The sequence below is a fragment of the Sphingopyxis sp. 550A genome, from assembly GCF_053569535.1.
The window spans coordinates 3,949,187-3,966,277 of sequence record NZ_CM131615.1; the positions used below are offsets into that span (position 1 = coordinate 3,949,187).

Here is a 17,091-nt window from a genome sequence, read left to right on the forward strand (position 1 = left end):
GACACGATTTTTGCGCTGTCGAGCGGGATGCCGCCGGCGGCGATCGCCGTCGTGCGCATCAGCGGACCCGCAGCTGGGCCGGCGCTCGAAGCGCTGGCCGGGCGATTGCCCACGCCCCGCCGCGCTTCGCTGACCGAGCTGAGAGATGCTGCGGGGGCGCCGCTAGACCGGGCGCTTCTGCTGTGGTTTCCGGGACCGGCGACCGCGACGGGCGAGGATCTGGCCGAACTGCATCTGCACGGCGGCCGCGCGGTGGTTGGGGCGGTCGAAGCGGCGCTTGGCGCATTGCCGGGACTGCGCCGCGCCGAGCCGGGCGAGTTCACGCGCCGCGCCTTTCTGAGCGGCCGGATCGACCTTGCCGAGGCCGAGGGACTTGCCGATCTGCTCGCGGCCGAAACCGAGAGCCAGCGGGTACAGGCGCTCGGCATGGCGAGCGGCCATGTGTCGCGCGCGGTCATGGGCTGGCAGGAGCGGCTGCTCGGGTTGATGGCGGGGGCCGAGGCCGAGCTCAATTTTGCCGATGAAGATGATGTCGAGGTTTACGAAGGAGCCGCGCAGCGATTGGTGAGCCGGATGGCGGAGCTAGCCGCCGAGCTTGGCGAATGGCTGGCGCGGCCGGCGGCGGAGGTGATCGCCGAGGGGCTGTCGGTGGTGATCGCGGGACCGCCGAATGCCGGTAAATCCACTCTTATCAATGCTTTGGCCCAGCGCGAGCTGGCGATCGTGTCGCCGGTCGCGGGGACGACGCGCGACGTGATCGAGACGCCGCTCGCGCTCGATGGGATCGCGATGCGCTTTTCGGATACGGCCGGTATCCGCGCCCAAAGTGCCGATGATGTCGAAGCGATCGGAATCGGCCGCGCGAAAGCAGCGGTCGAGGCGGCCGATATCCTGCTCTGGCTCGGACCGCCGGCGGACGCGCCCGCGCATCCGCGTCGCATATTGATCGCCGCGCAGGCCGACCGCTGGCGCGGCGATGCCGCGGCAGGGGCTAAGGCGGCGCGCTGCGATCTGATCCTGTCGGCCGCGACGGGGGAAGGGATGGACCGGCTCCACGCCGCGATCGTCGAAATGGCACGCACCCTGCTGCCGCGCGAAGGCGAAGCCGCGTTGCGCCAGCGCCAGCGCGCCGCGCTTGCCGAGGCGAGAGACTGGCTTTCGATCGATCCGGACACGCGCGAGGCCGGGGATATGATCCTGATTGCCGAGCGCTTGCGGCTCGCGGCGGTGGCACTCGACCGCATCACCGGGCGCGCGGGGGTCGAAGATATGCTCGACGCATTGTTCGGGCGCTTCTGTATCGGCAAATGATGTTCCACGTGGAACAGCTTCGTCGCAAAGTGTGGGCGAAGCCCCTTTTTCTCACACAAAGACACAAAGAGGGCGCGACCGTGCGATAGGGCGGCCCTCTTTGTGTCTTTGTGTGAGATCGATGGGATTCGGGAAGAAATTATCTCACACAAAGGCGCGAAGGCGCAAAGAAGAAGATCGTGTTCTTCGCGCCTTTGTGTGAGATAATATTGGGCGCTACGCGCCGATGGATTTGGAGGCGGCTTTGGGTTATGGGCGCCGCGATCATGCAAAATGAAACGAAATTCGATGTCATCGTCGTCGGCGGTGGACATGCCGGGACCGAGGCGGCCGCGGCGGCGGCGCGGCTTGGTGCACGCGTCGCGCTTGTCAGTTTCGATCCCGCGCTGATCGGCACGATGTCGTGCAATCCCGCGATCGGCGGACTCGGCAAGGGTCACCTGATGCGCGAGGTCGATGCGCTCGATGGCTGGATGGCGCGCGCCGCCGATGCCGCGGCGATCCATTACCGGATGCTCAACGCGTCGAAGGGCGCGGCGGTGCAGGGACCGCGCATCCAGGCCGATCGCAAACTCTATCGTGAAGCGATTCAAACCTTGCTCGCGGCAGAGGAGGGGATTCGCGTCGTTGCGGGCGAAGCCGCCGCGCTGGTGCTGTCGCCGGACGGCACGCGCGTCGAGGGACTCGAGCTCGGCGACGGCGCCCGCCTGGAGGCCGGGGCGGTGGTGCTCGCGACGGGAACGTTCCTTGGCGGGCGGCTCTTTCGGGGCGAAGAGCGGATGGAAGGCGGCCGCATCGGGGAGGTCGGTGCCCATCGTCTCGCCGAGCAGCTTCGCGCCGCCGACCTGCCGATGGCGCGGCTCAAGACCGGTACGCCGCCACGCCTCGATGGCCGGACGATCGACTGGGCACGCCTCGAGGAGCAGCCGTCCGATGACGGCGACTGGACCTGTTCCACGTGGAACAGCGCGCGAAACGTGCCGCAGATTTTCTGTGCGATCACGCGCACCAACCCCGCGGCGCACGCGATCATCGCCGCGAATCTCGACCGCTCGCCGCTGTTCACCGGCGCGATCGGCGCCGCCGGGCCGCGCTATTGCCCGTCGATCGAGGACAAAATCCATCGCTTCGCCGACCGCGACGGACATCAGGTGTTTCTGGAGCCCGAAGGACTCGATTCGCCGCTCGTCTATCCCAACGGCGTTTCGACCTCGCTTCCCGCCGATGTCCAGCTCGCGATGCTGCGCACGATGGCAGGGCTGGAAAAGGTCGAGATGACGGTGCCCGGTTATGCGGTCGAATATGACCATATCGATCCGCGTGCGCTCGATCGGGGGCTGCAGGTCCGCGCCATCGGTGGGCTATACTGCGCGGGGCAGATCAACGGCACGACCGGCTATGAGGAGGCCGCCGCGCAGGGGTTGGTCGCGGGCGCCAATGCGGCGCTCGGCGTTCAGGGCCGTGTGCCGATGATCCTAGACCGCTCTGAATCCTATATCGGGGTGATGATCGACGATCTGGTGTTGCAGGGCGTGACCGAGCCCTATCGAATGCTTACTGCGCGTGCGGAGTATCGCCTGCGCCTGCGCGCTGACAATGCTGCGACGCGGCTGACCCCGAAAGGGATCGCGCTGGGGCTCGTGCGGCCCGCGACGGCGGCGCTTTTCGAGGCGCGAATGGCCGAGCGGGCGGAGGCGCAGGCCCTGCTCGCGGCGCCGGTGGCATCGGCGGACTATGCCGCGATCGGCCTCGCGATTCCGGGCGATGGGGTCGCACGGCGGCGTATCGACCTGTTGCGTTTTCCGGACGTCACGCTCGAATCGCTCAAGGCTCTTGCGCCCGAACTCGCTGCGATCGACGCGGCGATCCTGTCGGAACTGGCCGAAGATGCGCATTATGCGCCCTATATTGCGCGGCAGGATGCCGAACTGCGCGCGCTCGCGGCGAACGAGGCGATCGTGCTCGATCCGGCGCTCGATTACGGCGCGATCGGCGGGCTGTCGCGCGAGATGGTCGAGCGGCTCTCGAAGGCCCGGCCCGAGACATTGGGACAGGCGGCGCGGATCGACGGGGTGACCCCGGCGGCGCTGACCGCGATCATGGTGCATGGGCGGCGGCGCGCGGCATAGCCGTTTCCAGGGTTTTGATTGTCTCACACAAAGACACGAAGAGGGACGGTCGGGCTCGCGGCGATTGGTGAAGGCATCGCGCGAAGCGCCCTACTTGATAAAGGCCGGTCAATATCTTCGCGAAGGTGAAAGTCAGAGCGGCATCTTTGTGTCCTTGTGTGAGATATTTTGGAACCGGCTTTTGGGGCTGGGGCATGTCTTTGCGCCTTTGCGTGAATCTATAAAAATGCCACGCAAAGGCGCGAAGAAGAAAGAGAGCTGGCCCGCTTTCGCGGGATTCGATCGGATGAGAGGGATGATGGTGAACGAGGTGTTGTCGAGCGAGGAGCAGGCGCGGGGTTGGATCGGCCACGCCTTGGCCCCGACCGCGCGGCAATGGGATCAGCTCGATCGCTTTGCCGCGATGCTCATCGCGGAGAATGAGCGACAGAATCTGATCGCGGCCTCGACGATCCCGAGTCTGTGGGTGCGCCATATCGCGGACAGCGCGCAATTGCTGGCACTTGATGCGAAGCGCGATGGGCTCTGGATTGACCTGGGGAGCGGACCGGGATTGCCCGGACTGGTGGTGGCGATTCTGAGCCCGCGGCCGATGCTGCTCATTGAATCGCGGCGGCGGCGGTGTGAGTTTTTGCGCGGGGTCGCGGCCGACCTCGATCTGACGCATGTCGAGGTAGTCGAAGCGCCGCTCGAACGCGTCGAGACGCAGCCGGCGGCAACGATCAGCGCTCGCGCTTTCGCGCCGCTCGACCGGCTGATTGCCTTGTCCACGCGTTTTTCCACCGAATCGACGCGCTGGCTGCTGCCAAAGGGACGAAACGCGGTTAAGGAACTGGCATTGTTGCCGCAGCCATGGCAGAGAATGTTTCACGTGGAACAGAGCCGCACCGATGCGGAGAGCAGGATTTTGATCGGCGAAGGTCGCATCGGCGCAGAGCAAAGAGGGAAATGATGATCCGCATTGCCGTGGCGAACCAGAAGGGGGGGGTCGGCAAGACGACGACCGCGATCAATCTGGCGACCGCGCTCGCGGCGACCGGGTGGCGGACGCTGATCATCGACCTTGATCCGCAGGGCAACGCCTCGACCGGGCTCGGCATCACGCAGGCGCAGCGCGAATTTTCGAGCTACGATTTGCTGCGTGCCGAGGCGACGATCGCCGAATGCGCGGTTCCGACCGCAGTGCCGCGGCTCGACATTGTTCCCGCTACCGTCGACCTGTCGGGCGCCGAGATCGAGCTGATCGAGTTCGCCGATCGTCTGCATCGTCTGCAACAGGCGCTGTCGGGCGCCGAAGCGGGGCAGTGGGATATCTGCCTGATCGACTGTCCGCCGTCGCTCGGCATGCTGACGCTCAATGCGCTGATCGCGGCCGAATCCTTGCTCGTGCCGCTCCAGTGCGAATTTTTCGCGCTCGAGGGACTCAGCCAGTTGCTGACCACCGTCGAGCGCGTGCGTGGGCGCTTCAATCCGCAATTGTTCATTCTCGGGGTCGCGCTCACCATGTTCGATCGCCGTAACCGGCTGACCGACCAGGTATCGGACGATGTTCGCGAGGTGCTGGGCCCGGTGGTGTTCGAGACGGTGATCCCGCGCAATGTCCGCCTGTCCGAAGCGCCGAGCCATGGGTTGCCGGCGCTGATCTATGACCATCGCTGCGCCGGGTCGGCGGCCTATATCGCGCTCGCGCGCGAGCTGATCGACCGCCTGCCCGATATTCGCAAGGCCGCTTAAATGTCTGATAATGAAAAGGAAATAGGCGGGCAGGCGCCACGAAAGCGGCCCTCGGGGCTCGGGCGCGGGCTGAACGCGCTGTTCGGCGATGCGGCGGTCGAGGCGCCAGTGCTCGCCTCGCCGGGCGCGGCGGCGAAGGCGGCGCCGGTGGCGGGCGACGCGGTCCAGCATGTCGCGGTCGCGTCGATTCGCCCGCTGCCGAACCAGCCGCGCCGCCATTTCGATGAAGCAGCGATCGCCGAGCTCGCCGATTCGATCGGTGCGCGCGGGTTGTTGCAGCCGATCATCATTCGCCATGCCCCGGATGGACATGGCTATCAGCTCGTTGCGGGCGAACGCCGCTGGCGCGCGGCGCAGCGCGCCGGGCTGCATCAGGTTCCCGCACTCGTCCGCGATCTCGACGACGCCGCGACCTATGAGATTGCGCTGGTCGAGAATATTCAGCGCCAGGATCTCAATGCGATCGAGGAAGCAGCCGCCTATCGCCGCCTGATCGACGATTTCGGCCACAGCCAGGAAGCACTGGCGAAGCTGGTCGGTAAATCGCGCAGCCATGTCGCGAATCTGATGCGCCTGCTCGATCTGCCGCAAGGGGTGCAGGATCTGGTCGGTGACGGCGCGCTGTCGATGGGCCATGCCCGCGCGCTGATCGGCGCCGACGGGGCCGAGGAGATCGCGCGCCGGATCGTCAAGGAGGGCCTGTCGGTCCGCGCAGTCGAGGCGCTGGTACGCGAAGGCAAGGGCGGAGGCCGCAACAAGGCGCCGCTCGAATATAAGAGCCTCGACGGCGGCCGCGATCCCGACATCGTCGCGGTCGAGCGCCATCTGTCCGAACTGCTGGGGATTGGCGTCGCGATCCACTATGCCGGCGGCGGCAAGGGGGCGCTGACGCTCAAATTCGCGTCGCTCGACCAGCTCGACATGATCTGCCAGCGGCTGAGCGGCGAGGGCATCTGACACCGGCCGATTCGCGCGATCCTTTTTTCGCTGCGCGCTTAATCTGTCCCGCGGCGGGCCGTTAACAGACCGAAGGCGATCTCCATGATCGACCCAATCATGGCTCAAGGCCTTGTTTTCGCTCGCTTGCTTCGCGCAACGCGGGCTATTCGTATATGCGCTGTTAACCATGCTTGTTGCGCAAAGCCTGAACGGGTGACCCGCTAAAGGGGTCGGCGAATGGGGTGGGATTTCCATTCGAGTTTCGACTGTTCAAGGGACCAAATCATATGCGCACCACTGGAATGAAGCGCGCCCTCGTCGGCGCCGCGATTGCTGCCTTTGCGATGAACGCCTCGGCGGCGCACGCCGCGACGGCCACGGCGACGGCCAAGGCGAAAATCCTCGCGCCGCTGACGATCGCCAACAGCACCGACCTCGATTTCGCGACGATCGTCAGCGGCACCGCCGCTTCGACCGTCACGGTTTCGACCGCCGGCGGCGTGAGCTGCGGCAGCGGCCTGACCTGCATCGGCACGACCTCGGCTGCGGGCTTCAACCTCGGCGGCACGACCGGCCAGGCCGTCACCATCAGCGTTCCGTCGACGGTGTCGCTGAGCTCGGGCGCCAACAGCATGACAGCCACGCTGACCTCGTCGGCGACCTCGATGACGCTCGCCGCGTCGGGCAACAGCTTCTCGGTCGGCGGCGCACTCAGCGTCGGCGCCAACCAGGCGGCGGGCAGCTATGCCGGGACGTTCACCGTCACCGCCAACTACCAGTAATCGGGTGGGGGCCGGCGAGCCTTGAGGGCTCGCCAGCCGACAAAAGGGCTTCGGAGCGCCAGTCTCCGGAGCCCTTTTTTGTGCGCGCGGCCCCGGTCCGGCCAGCCATCATGGTTAGCGAAATATCAACCATGATGGCGCAACAGGGATGCGACCAACCAAAGGAGCGGCGGCCGTCGCTCCGCAACGATTGTGGGGATCGTGTCTATGTTGCGCTTTATCAAGGGCTTTTGCCTGTTCTCGGCGGCTGCGCTCGGCACCGCTGCGCCGCCCGCTTTGGCTGCGGGCGACCTGCTCGTCGCGCCGACGCGCATCATTCTCGACGGATCGCGCGGCACCGAAGTGGTGCTCAACAATATCGGCAGCGAACCCGCGACCTATCGCATCAGTCTGGAAATCAAGCGGATGACCGCGGACGGCGGGCTCGACGAGATCGCCGAGGCCGATGTGACGCCCGCCGAGCGCGCCGCGCTCGGCATGATCGCCTTCAGCCCGCGCCGCGTGACGCTGCCGCCGAACCAGCCGCAGGTGATCCGAGTCGGGGTGCGCCTGCCCGAAGGGCTCGCGCCTGGCGAATATCGCGCGCACATGCTGTTCCGCGCGGTGCCCGACGCGGCGCCCGCGGTCGCGGCCGATCCCGCCAGGCCCGCGCCCACCGGCGTGTCGATCGCGCTGACGCCGATCTATGGCATCACCATTCCGATCATCGTCCGCGTCGGCGACCTCGGCGCGACCGCGACGATCGGCGACGCCCGGGTCGGTGTGACGAAGGATGGGCCGGCGTTCGAGTTCGACCTGGCGCGGAGCGGCAACCGCTCGGTCTATGGCGATATCGAGGTGACGCGGCCGGGGGTCGCCGAGCCGTTGCTGCTCGCGCGCGGGATCGCGGTCTATCCCGAGGTGGCGGCACGCAAGGTGTCGCTGCCCGTCCCGCCCGAACTCGCCGCGCAGCTCAGGGGGCCGGTGCATATCCGCTACAGCGAGGATCGCGACATCGGCGGCGGCACGATTGCCGACGCCGACCGGGTGGTGAAATAGGGCCGGGATTCGCGCGAAGACCGCGGGCGGGCGATGCTTCGCGCGGCGCTCCTGCGATGGCTTCCGGTGCTTGCCGCCGGGTTGACGCTGGTCGGGCTTGCCCCGGCCGGTGCGGCGGCTTTTGAAGAAAAGCCCGTCTCCGTCACCGCCGACGATTGGCGGCCGAACGAGGACGACCGCTGGCTGTTCGACCTGCGATCGGGTCAATACCGCCTCGGCGACGGGGTGCGCGGGTATCAGACGCCGCAGGGGATTTGCGTCGACCTGGGCGACATGGTGCTCGCGCTCGACCTTGCGGTGCGCGTCGACAAGAAGTTGCGCCGCGCAACCGGCTGGGTATTCGACGAGCGCCGCGACCTGCTGATCGACCGCGAGGCGGGGCAGGTGCGCGTCGGCAGCCAGAGCTATACGATCGGCGCGACCGCGATCCGCGACACGCCGGCGGGCTGGTGCGTCGATCTGGACGGGCTGAACCAGTGGCTCGGCGTGCCGATCACCGCCGACCTGTCGAACGCGGTACTGCGCATCGACGCCAAGGAAAAGCTGCCCTTCCAGCTCGCGGCCGAGCGGCGCGCTAGGGCGGCGGGGCTGCGTCCGCAGGCGTCGTTCGACCTTGCGAGCCTGCCGCAGGCGACGCGGCCCTATCAGGCGTGGGCGACGCCGTCGGTCGACGTCGTCGCCTCGGCGGGAGTGGTGTCGGACCGGAAGGGCGGCTCCTATGCGCAGGCGCGCTACGAGATTTTCGCCGCGGGTGAAGCGCTCGGACAGAGTTTCGACGCGCGGCTGTCGTCTAACGACAAGGGCGTTCCCGACAGTTTGCGGATGCGCCTCTATCGTACCGATCCCGAGGGGCGGCTGCTCGGCCCGCTCCATGCGACCCATTATGCGGTCGGCGACGTCAGTTTGCTGTCGACGGGACTGGTCGTGCAGAGCGCGCCAGGGCGCGGCGCGGTGATCACCAACCGCCCGGTCGAGCGCCCCGACAGCTTCGACAAGACGAGCTTTCGCGGCGACTTGCCCGCGGGGTGGGACGCCGAACTCTATCGCAACGGGCAATTGCTTGCCTTCACGAATCCGAATGGCGACGGCCGCTACGAATTTCTCGATGTGCCGCTGCAATATGGCGCGAACCGCTTCGAGATCGTGCTATACGGGCCGCAAGGCCAGATCAGGCGTGAAATCAGGCAGTTGCAGGTGGGAGTCGATTCGATCCCGCCGCAGCAGACCTGGTATTGGGCGGGCGTCGCGCAGGAAGACACCGACCTGATCGAATTCGCCCGGCACGGCGGCGCGTTCCGGCGCGGCTGGCGCGGCACCGTCGGGATCGAGCGCGGGCTCGATACGCGCACCTCGATCGCCGCCTATTTTCACAGCCTGATGATCGAGAACGTCCGCCGCAATTATGGCGAGGCGGCGGTGCGCCGCTCGATCGGCCCGTCGCTGCTCGAGGTTGCGGGAAGCTACTCCGATGACGGGGGGAAAGCGCTGCGCGCAAGCTGGCTTGCGGCGTTCGGCGAAACCAATGTTCGCGCCGATGCGATGCGCGGCTGGGGCGGTTTCGTCTCCGATCGCTTTGTTGGTGGAATTACCGGGCTTTATTCGCTGGCGGTCGATCAGGCGGTCAAGCTCGGGCGGACGGTCGTGCCGCTGCATGTCGACCTGGCGCAGATCGACCGTGCCTCTGGCGCGTCGAACCTGCAGGCGTCGGGCCGCGCGTCGCTGAGCTTTCGCGCGCTGACCTTCACCGGGCAGATCGACTGGAGTCACACGAAAGCGCCCGGCGGGTCCGACCCGCCCGACAATCTGACCGCGACATTGCTTGCCAACGCCCGGATCGGGCGCGTCCGCCTGCGCGGCGAGGCGCGCTTCGCCTTGTCGGGGCAGGAGGCCGACACGCGGCTTGCCGTCGTCGGCGAATGGGCGGGGAAGGGCGACGCTGAATGGCGTGCCGAGCTCGGCTATGACAAGGGGCTCGCGCGTGGCCGTGCGGGGCTAGGATATACGCGCCGTTTCAAGACGTTGCAGCTTAGCGGTTTCGGCGAGGTGGCGACCGACGGCTCGGTCGCGGTGTCGCTGTCGCTCGCCTTCAGCTTCGGGCCCAAGCCCGTCGGCGGCGGCTGGCGTGTGTCGAGCGAGAAGCTCGCCGGGCGCGGTCAGGTGAGCGCCGACGTCTTCATGGACGATAATGGCGACGGCATTCGTCAGCCGGGCGAAGCGGCGCTGAAGGGCGTGCCGCTGACCGCCGGCAACGCCTTCATCGAGGCCGCGACCGACGCGAGCGGTCGGGCGACGATCGACGGGCTCGAACCCTTTCGCCCGGTGATGATCGGCATCGACGCGGGCAGCCTACCCGATCCCTATGTCCAGCCCGCGCTGCCCGGCGTCGTCGTCACGCCGCGGCCGGGGGTCGCGACGCGCGTCCTGCTGCCGATGACCGCGGCGGGCGAGATCGAGGGAGTGATGATCCGCGATGGCGGCAATCCGATCGAGGGCCTCGCGCTCGAACTCGTCGATGCCGAGGGGCGGGTGCGCGCAACGACGCTGACCGAGTTCGACGGCTATTATCTTTTCGAAAGCGTGGCTTACGGTCGCTATACGGTCCGTCCGGCAAAGGCGTCCGCGACGGCGTTGCGTCTCGATCCCGCGCTGGCGATCGGCGCCGCACCCGGCAAGGCGGCACCGCGCGTCAAGCTTGGCACCGTGGCGCTGAGGCCGATCGCGCGGGCGCTGGCGGCTGGGGCGGCGGCGCCCGGCGAAGGCAGCAGCGCCCGCGGCCCGCCGGCGGAGGACACCGGCGGGCCGTCGTGACCGCGTCCTAGCAGCGGCCGCCGCGGCCGATTTCGCGCCCGATCAGCGCGCCTGCCGCGCCGCCGATGATCGTCCCCGGCGTGCGGTCGCCGTAGCGGTCGACTTCGCGGCCGAGAAGCGCACCGGCCGCCCCGCCGACGATCAGCCCGGTCGTCCCGCTGCCGCGGCGGCAATAAGAGCGGTCGCGATAATGGCCGCGGCGATAGTCGCGGCGGTAATCCCGGCGATAATCGCGATAGCGATCATGGTCGCGGTCGCGATAGCTGTAATGGCGGTGATGCCGGTCGCGGGCGTCGGCCTCGGCCGGCAGGGCGGCGACGGCGCTGACGCCGATCAGCGCGGTGAGTGCCAGTTTCTTCATCCAGATCATGGTTCGTTCCAACTGTTTCGGTCCCGATGCCATCCTAGGATGCGAAGCTGGCGCCCCGCTGAACCGGCGGCTGATCTCGCTCGGTTCGACTTTTGCCATGGGCGTTTCGTCGCGCCGTGCGATCAGGCGGCGAGGCGTTGCACTCCCGACGCCGCGTCGAGCGCCTGGCCGCGCCGGATCGCCGGCCGTTCGTTGCAGCGCGCGATATAGGCGTCTATCGCATCGCTCTCGGGAAAGACGCTGCGACCGAAGGCAAGCGCGCTGGCGACGAGAAAATCGGCGGCCGAATAGGTATCGCCGAGCAGATAGGGACCGCGGGCGAGCGCGGTTTCGACGCGGTGCAGCACGGCGTCATAGGCACGCCGCTTGAGCGGCGATGCATCGAGCTCGCCCGCGAATCCCGCGAACATCGCGGGCTCCAGCTCGGCCGCATACCAGGCGAGCCAGGTCAGATAGGCGCCGCGGCGGGCATCGCCGGGCTGCGGTGCGAGGCCCTTTTCGGCGAAGCTGTCGCAGAGATAGAGGGTGATCGCGACCGATTCGGCGAGAAGCTGGCCGTCATGCTCGATCGCCGGAACCCGCTTGTCGGGATGCGGATTGGCGGGGTCGCCCTTGCCCTCTCCGGTCATCGGGCGGAAGATCGACACCGGATGGATCGCATAGGGCTCGCCGAGTTCTTCGAGCAGGCCGATGATGCGTGTCGAGCGGCTTTGCGGCGCGTGATAGAGAGTGATCATCGAAAATCTCCTTTGAAGATGGCGGCCGGGCTTGCCGTCCGCTGCGCAGCATCTGTAGGACAGGCCTGCTGACAGCATATTGTCAGCAGGAAATGGGAGGGCCTGAATCTTGCGGCGAGCCGACCGGCTGTTCCAGATCATCCAGCTGCTGCGCCGCTCGTCGCGCCCGGTCACCGCGCGCGAAATGGCGGGGGAGCTCGAGGTGTCGGTGCGCACCGTCTATCGCGACGTCGCCGACCTGATCGGTCAGCGCGTGCCGATCCAGGGCGAGGCCGGGTTCGGCTATGTTCTCGGCGCGGGATACGACATGCCGCCGCTGATGCTGACCGCCGACGAGATCGAGGCGGCGGTGCTCGGCGCGCAATGGGTCGTGGGGCGCGGCGATCCGGCGCTCGCCAACGCCGCGCGCGACCTGATCGCCAAGATTGCCGCCGCGATTCCCGACGAGCTGCGCCCGATTCTGGCCGAACCAACGACGGGCACCGGTCGGCCGCATGCTCAGCTCGCCGACGGCATCGACATCGCCCGCACGCGGCGGTGGATCCGCGAAGGGCGCAAGATCCGGCTTGCCTATCGCGACGAAAGCGGGGCGGCGAGCGAGCGGGTGATCTGGCCGATCGTCATCGGCTATTTCAACGACCGGCGGACGCTGGCCGCCTGGTGCGAGCTGCGCGGCGATTTCCGGCATTTCCGCGCCGATCGCGTCGCCGCCGCGACCTTCCTCGACGATCGCCACGGCGAACGGCCCGCGGCGCTGCGCCAGCGCTGGATGCGGACGATCCGCCGAAAGGCTGGCGACATCTGAATTTCCGCGCCGCCGGGGCGACTTCTCCTTCGGATTAACCACTTCTTAGCCATGTTTGGGCACAGCGATGGAACTTGCCTGTGGGGGACTATTCCAGTGACCAATGCCCAAATGTCGAACAACCGGCCGACGAGCGCCGACGTTGCCATTGTCGGTGCCGGCCCGGCGGGGCTGACCGCCGCCTATCTGCTGACCAGGCAGGGGTACAAGGTGACGGTGATCGAAAAAGATCCTGTCTATGTCGGCGGCATCAGCCGCACCGTCGAACATGAGGGCTTCCGCTTCGACATCGGCGGCCATCGCTTCTTCTCGAAAAGCCAGGAAGTCGTCGATCTGTGGAACGAGATATTGCCCGACGATTTCATCCAGCGCCCGCGGATGAGCCGCATCTATTACGAGGGTAAATTCTATTCCTATCCGCTGCGCGCGTTCGAGGCGCTGTGGAACCTCGGCATCGTCCGTTCGACCCTGTGCATGGCAAGCTATGCCAAGGCGAAGCTGTTCCCGAATCGCACGGTTCGCAGCTTCGAGGACTGGACGATCAATCAGTTCGGGCGGAAACTCTATTCGATCTTCTTCAAGACCTATACCGAAAAGGTGTGGGGGATGCCGTGCGACGAAATGTCGGCCGACTGGGCGGCGCAGCGCATCAAGGGGCTCTCGCTCGGCGCCGCCGTGCTCGACGGGCTGAAGCGCAGCCTCGGGCTCAACAAGGCGCCGAACGACGGCATGGCGACCAAGACCCTGCTCGAAACCTTCCGCTATCCGCGGCTCGGGCCGGGGATGATGTGGGAGGCGGCGCGCGACAAGGTCGTGGCGGGCGGCAACCATGTGCTGATGGGACATGGTTTCAAGCAGCTCACGCAGGATCAGGTCAGCGGCCGCTGGCGGCTGACCGCGAACGGGCCGGACGGCGATGTCGTGATCGACGCCGCGCATGTGATCAGCTCGGCACCAATGCGCGAACTCGCGGCGCGCATCCATCCGCTGCCCGCCTGTGCGCTCACCGCGGCGCCGAAGCTCAATTATCGCGACTTCCTGACCGTCGCGCTCAAGATCCGCTCGGAGGATCTGTTTCCCGACAACTGGATCTATATCCACGACAGCAAGGTGCAGGTCGGCCGCGTGCAGAATTTCCGCAGCTGGTCGCCCGAGATGGTCCCCGACCCGGCGATCGCCTGCGTCGGCCTCGAATATTTCTGTTTCGAGGGCGACGGGCTCTGGTCGTCGAGCGACGCGGATCTGGTCGCGCTGGCGACGAAGGAAATGGCGATCCTTGGCCTCTGCGATCCGAACGATGTCGTCGGCGGCGCGGTGGTGCGGCAGGAAAAGGCCTATCCGGTCTATGACGACGATTATGCCGCGCATGTGGCGACAATGCGCGCCGAGCTCGAAACGCGCTATCCGACTCTGCACATGGTCGGGCGCAACGGGATGCACCGCTACAACAACCAGGATCATGCGATGATGACCGCGATGCTGACGGTGCGCAACATCGTCGCCGGCGAGCGTGTCTACGACATCTGGGGCGTCAACGAGGACGCCGAATATCATGAAAGCGGCAGCGAGGGCGAGCAGGCGGCGCTTGCGTCGGTTCGCGAGGTTCCCACCCGCGTCGCCAAGGCGGCCTGAGCCATGGCCGAGGGCGTCGAAGCGATGCGGAACCCCGTCATCCGCCTGATCGACCTGGTTCGACGCGGCGAAGCGCGCTGGCTGAACTATCTGCTCGCCAGCGGCCTGGCGCTCGGCAGCGATGCCGGGCTGTTCCTGCTGCTGATGGGCGCCGGACTGACGCCGATGATCGCGTCTGCGATCGGCTATTGCGCCGGCATCCTTGTCCACTGGCTCGTTTCGAGCCGGCTCGTCTTCGCCGACGGCGCGGCAGCGCGCGGCACCGGGGAGCGGCATCGGCAGAAACTGCTGTTCATCGGATCGGCGCTGATCGGGCTGGCGCTGACGACCGCGATCGTCGGCGTCGGCACCGCGCTCGGGCTCGATCCGCGGCTGGCGAAGCTGGCGGCGATCGTCGTCAGTTTCCAGGCGACCTATCTGCTGCGTCGCCACATCGTTTTCCGGGCCGCCGTGGCATGACCGACGCGGCGCCGCCCGCATCCAAGGCGGCGGACAAAAGCTTCAGCTCCTGGCTGACGCCGGTCCGGATCGCGCTGATCGTCTGGGCGGCGATGAGTCTGATCGCGATCGTCGCGCGCTGGCACGCGATCGCGACGCTCGAGCTCGGCGATACCGACGATGCGATGCGGATGGCGCAGGTCCGCGACCTGCTCGCCGGACAGGGCTGGTGGGATCTCACCCAATATCGCGTCAATCCCGCGGGCGGCGGCGTGCTGATGCACTGGTCGCGTATCGTCGACGCGCCACTGGCGTTCGGGATCCTCCTTTTGAAGCCGCTGCTCGGCCAGCCGCTGGCCGAGCAGGTGGTGATGACGCTGTGGCCGCCGCTGCTCGGCGCGGCGCTCAGCGTTGCGTGCGTACGCGGCTATCGGCATTTGTCCGACCGCCGAATTGCCTATGTCGTGCCGCTCTATCTCGTCGCCGCCGCTTTCATCGTGATCCAGCTTCGCCCGCTCAGGGTCGATCATCACGGCTGGCAGATTTTCTTCGCGATGCTGATCATGGGACAGGCGCTGCGGCCGGCAACCGGCCGCGCGGGGGTGATTGCGGGGTTGAGCGCCGCGGCGCTGCTCGCCATCTCGATCGAGGGGCTGCCCATCGCCGCGCTGTTCGCGGCGCTCGCCGCGCTGCGCTGGGCGCTGCATGGGCGCGCCGACGACCGGGCGCGGCTCGCCGGCTATATGGGTGGGCTCGCGGGGGGCGCGGCTGTCTTCCAGTTTCTGACGCGCGGCCCCGCCGGGCTCGCGGGCCATTGGTGCGATTCGTTGTCGGCGCCCTATATCGCCGCCTTTGCCGTTGCCGCCGCCGCGATTTTCGCGATCGGCTGGGTCGCTCCGGCGCGGCGCTCGATCCGCTTCGTCGCGCTCGGCGGCGCGGCGGTGCTTGCCGCCGGAACGCTGGTGGCGGTCGAGCCGCTGTGCGCCGCGGGGCCGTTCGCGACGCTCGACCCGATCGTCGTCCAATATTGGTATCGCAACGTTCTCGAAGGCCAGCCGGTGTGGGCCTCGTCGGCGACCACCATGCTGCTCGTCATCGTCCCGTCGATTGTCGGGCTCGCCGGGTCATGGCTCGCGTGGCGCGCCAGCGAGTGCGCCGACGACCGGCGGAACTGGGCGACCGTCATCGCCGCGCTGCTCGGCGCGGCGGCGCTGTCGCTGCTTGTGCTGCGCGCCGCGGGCACCGCGCAGCTTTTCGCGCTGCCGGGCTGCGCCTGGCTGGGGCTGCGCATCTGGACGCGCGCGCGGTCGATCACCGCCCTGCTGCCGCGCGTTGCCGTGTCGGCGATGGCGGCGCTCACGCTGCCGCTGCTGGGCGGCATAGCGGTCGTGGCGATCGCCGGCCTCGTCTTTCCGGCGATCAAGGCCGACCGGAATGAGATTCAGAAAAGCGTCGCGGAGCGGACCTGCATCGATTCCGCGACCGTTGCTGCGCTTGACCGCCTGCCGCCGACGGTGCTGCTGACCCCGATCGACCTTGGCGCGCCTTTGATCTTCTGGACACATCATTCGGTGGTCGCGACGCCGCATCACCGCAATCGCGAGGCGATGGCCGACACGCTGCGCATCTTCATCGGCGATCCGGCAAAGGCCGAGGCGCTGGTGCGCAAGCAGAAGGCGACGCTGATCGTCTATTGCCCGGGCGCCGATGATTTTTCGCAATATCGCCGCGTGAGCAAGGCGTCGCTTGCGGCGCGCCTCTATGCCGGAAAGCCGCCCCGCTGGCTCGAACGCGTTGCCTTGTCCGGCGACAGCGGCCTCGCGGTGTGGCGCGTCAGGCCGGCGGATTGATCAGGCGGGGGTGAAGCGCAGCGCGGCGCCGTTCATGCAATAGCGTTTGCCGGTCGGTTTCGGCCCGTCGTCGAAGACATGGCCGAGGTGCCCGCCGCAACGGCGGCAATGGACTTCGGTGCGCGCGACGCCGATCTCATGGTCGGTCGAGGTCGCCACCGCACCCTTCAGCGGCGCCCAGAAACTCGGCCAACCGGTGCCGCTCTCGAACTTGGTCTTGCTCGAATATAGCGGCAGCGCGCAGCCGGCGCAGGCGAAAATCCCGGCGCGATGCTCGTTGTTGAGCGGGTCGGTGAAAGCGCGCTCGGTCGCTGCCTGGCGCAGCACCTTATATTGCATCGCGGTCAGCCGCTTTTGCCATTCGGCGTCGGACAATCGCCAGCCGGGTTCGGCGAGCGGGCGCTTGCCGGGTTTGGCGAACAGCATCGGCGCGGCGATCAGCGCGCCGCCGAGCGCGAGACCGGAAAGAAGATAGCGGCGTTCGATCATGTCGGGCGTCCTCATGCCCTCTTGTTCGC

Annotated in this window: 15 protein-coding genes; 12 read left to right on the forward strand and 3 right to left on the reverse strand. The window is 67.4% G+C overall.

The window, feature by feature from the left end:
* Positions 1-27: 27 nt before the first annotated feature.
* The 8 genes from mnmE to ACVENA_RS19205 all read left to right on the forward strand — a co-directional run bounded on the left by mnmE (position 28) and on the right by ACVENA_RS19205 (position 10,741).
* Complete coding sequence (gene mnmE / locus ACVENA_RS19170) at positions 28-1,311, forward strand: tRNA uridine-5-carboxymethylaminomethyl(34) synthesis GTPase MnmE (RefSeq protein ID WP_449326667.1); 1,284 nt, start codon at positions 28-30, stop codon at positions 1,309-1,311.
* A 266-nt stretch (positions 1,312-1,577) separates the two neighbouring features.
* On the forward strand, positions 1,578-3,440 hold the full coding sequence (mnmG, locus tag ACVENA_RS19175; protein WP_449326668.1) for a tRNA uridine-5-carboxymethylaminomethyl(34) synthesis enzyme MnmG: 1,863 nt from the start codon (positions 1,578-1,580) through the stop codon (positions 3,438-3,440).
* Between the two features lie 67 nt (positions 3,441-3,507).
* Positions 3,508-4,392 (forward strand): 16S rRNA (guanine(527)-N(7))-methyltransferase RsmG, encoded by an 885-nt coding sequence (rsmG, locus tag ACVENA_RS19180; RefSeq protein WP_449326669.1) that lies wholly within the window; start codon positions 3,508-3,510, stop codon positions 4,390-4,392.
* Positions 4,392-5,174, forward strand: a complete 783-nt coding sequence (locus ACVENA_RS19185) for a ParA family protein (RefSeq protein WP_449328969.1) — start codon at positions 4,392-4,394, stop codon at positions 5,172-5,174. The genes rsmG and ACVENA_RS19185 overlap by 1 nt, the downstream gene beginning before the upstream one ends.
* Entirely contained in the window at positions 5,175-6,131 is a 957-nt protein-coding gene (locus ACVENA_RS19190; protein ID WP_449326670.1) for a ParB/RepB/Spo0J family partition protein, read from the forward strand. It abuts the gene before it with no gap.
* Between the two features lie 269 nt (positions 6,132-6,400).
* Positions 6,401-6,895 carry a DUF4402 domain-containing protein gene (locus ACVENA_RS19195; protein ID WP_449326671.1) on the forward strand — a complete coding sequence of 165 codons (495 nt, stop codon included), beginning with the start codon at positions 6,401-6,403 and terminating at the stop codon, positions 6,893-6,895.
* A gap of 207 nt (positions 6,896-7,102) precedes the next feature.
* Complete coding sequence (locus tag ACVENA_RS19200) at positions 7,103-7,933, forward strand: fimbrial biogenesis chaperone (protein ID WP_449326672.1); 831 nt, start codon at positions 7,103-7,105, stop codon at positions 7,931-7,933.
* 33 nt (positions 7,934-7,966) lie between these two features.
* Positions 7,967-10,741 carry an MSCRAMM family protein gene (locus ACVENA_RS19205; RefSeq protein WP_449326673.1) on the forward strand — a complete coding sequence of 925 codons (2,775 nt, stop codon included), beginning with the start codon at positions 7,967-7,969 and terminating at the stop codon, positions 10,739-10,741.
* Positions 10,742-10,748: 7 nt separating this feature from the next.
* On the opposite strand, the gene ACVENA_RS19210 is transcribed toward ACVENA_RS19205, so the two are convergent.
* Positions 10,749-11,111 carry a glycine zipper 2TM domain-containing protein gene (locus tag ACVENA_RS19210; protein ID WP_449326674.1) on the reverse strand — a complete coding sequence of 121 codons (363 nt, stop codon included), beginning with the start codon at positions 11,109-11,111 and terminating at the stop codon, positions 10,749-10,751.
* Between the two features lie 122 nt (positions 11,112-11,233).
* Positions 11,234-11,848 (reverse strand): glutathione S-transferase family protein, encoded by a 615-nt coding sequence (locus tag ACVENA_RS19215; RefSeq protein WP_449326675.1) that lies wholly within the window; start codon positions 11,846-11,848, stop codon positions 11,234-11,236.
* 109 nt (positions 11,849-11,957) lie between these two features.
* On the opposite strand from ACVENA_RS19215, the gene ACVENA_RS19220 reads away from it, so the two are divergent.
* From ACVENA_RS19220 to ACVENA_RS19235, 4 genes are all read left to right on the forward strand, one after another.
* Positions 11,958-12,653: a helix-turn-helix transcriptional regulator gene (locus ACVENA_RS19220; protein ID WP_449326676.1), complete on the forward strand. Its 696-nt coding sequence runs from the start codon at positions 11,958-11,960 to the stop codon at positions 12,651-12,653.
* 111 nt (positions 12,654-12,764) lie between these two features.
* Complete coding sequence (locus ACVENA_RS19225) at positions 12,765-14,285, forward strand: NAD(P)/FAD-dependent oxidoreductase (protein WP_449328970.1); 1,521 nt, start codon at positions 12,765-12,767, stop codon at positions 14,283-14,285.
* Between the two features lie 3 nt (positions 14,286-14,288).
* Complete coding sequence (locus ACVENA_RS19230) at positions 14,289-14,744, forward strand: GtrA family protein (RefSeq protein ID WP_257546273.1); 456 nt, start codon at positions 14,289-14,291, stop codon at positions 14,742-14,744.
* On the forward strand, positions 14,741-16,573 hold the full coding sequence (locus tag ACVENA_RS19235) for a hypothetical protein (protein WP_449326677.1): 1,833 nt from the start codon (positions 14,741-14,743) through the stop codon (positions 16,571-16,573). Before ACVENA_RS19230 ends, ACVENA_RS19235 begins: the two co-directional genes overlap by 4 nt.
* On the opposite strand, the gene msrB is transcribed toward ACVENA_RS19235, so the two are convergent.
* Positions 16,574-17,062, reverse strand: coding sequence for a peptide-methionine (R)-S-oxide reductase MsrB (gene msrB / locus ACVENA_RS19240; protein ID WP_449326678.1), 489 nt, complete (start codon positions 17,060-17,062; stop codon positions 16,574-16,576). It abuts the gene before it with no gap.
* Positions 17,063-17,091 lie beyond the last annotated feature (29 nt).

Excerpts from the sequence above, each read along its gene's own strand:
- mnmE (WP_449326667.1), top strand. The coding sequence starts at position 28 with ATGCCGCCGGCGGCGATCGCCGTCGTGCGCATCAGCGGACCCGCAGCT.
- mnmG (WP_449326668.1), top strand. The coding sequence starts at position 1,578 with ATGCAAAATGAAACGAAATTCGATGTCATCGTCGTCGGCGGTGGACAT.
- ACVENA_RS19185 (WP_449328969.1), top strand. The coding sequence starts at position 4,392 with ATGATCCGCATTGCCGTGGCGAACCAGAAGGGGGGGGTCGGCAAGACG.
- ACVENA_RS19190 (WP_449326670.1), top strand. The coding sequence starts at position 5,175 with ATGTCTGATAATGAAAAGGAAATAGGCGGGCAGGCGCCACGAAAGCGG.
- ACVENA_RS19195 (WP_449326671.1), top strand. The coding sequence starts at position 6,401 with ATGCGCACCACTGGAATGAAGCGCGCCCTCGTCGGCGCCGCGATTGCT.
- ACVENA_RS19200 (WP_449326672.1), top strand. The coding sequence starts at position 7,103 with ATGTTGCGCTTTATCAAGGGCTTTTGCCTGTTCTCGGCGGCTGCGCTC.
- ACVENA_RS19205 (WP_449326673.1), top strand. The coding sequence starts at position 7,967 with ATGCTTCGCGCGGCGCTCCTGCGATGGCTTCCGGTGCTTGCCGCCGGG.
- ACVENA_RS19210 (WP_449326674.1), bottom strand. The coding sequence starts at position 11,111 with ATGATCTGGATGAAGAAACTGGCACTCACCGCGCTGATCGGCGTCAGC.
- ACVENA_RS19215 (WP_449326675.1), bottom strand. The coding sequence starts at position 11,848 with ATGATCACTCTCTATCACGCGCCGCAAAGCCGCTCGACACGCATCATC.
- ACVENA_RS19225 (WP_449328970.1), top strand. The coding sequence starts at position 12,765 with ATGTCGAACAACCGGCCGACGAGCGCCGACGTTGCCATTGTCGGTGCC.
- ACVENA_RS19230 (WP_257546273.1), top strand. The coding sequence starts at position 14,289 with ATGGCCGAGGGCGTCGAAGCGATGCGGAACCCCGTCATCCGCCTGATC.
- ACVENA_RS19235 (WP_449326677.1), top strand. The coding sequence starts at position 14,741 with ATGACCGACGCGGCGCCGCCCGCATCCAAGGCGGCGGACAAAAGCTTC.
- msrB (WP_449326678.1), bottom strand. The coding sequence starts at position 17,062 with ATGATCGAACGCCGCTATCTTCTTTCCGGTCTCGCGCTCGGCGGCGCG.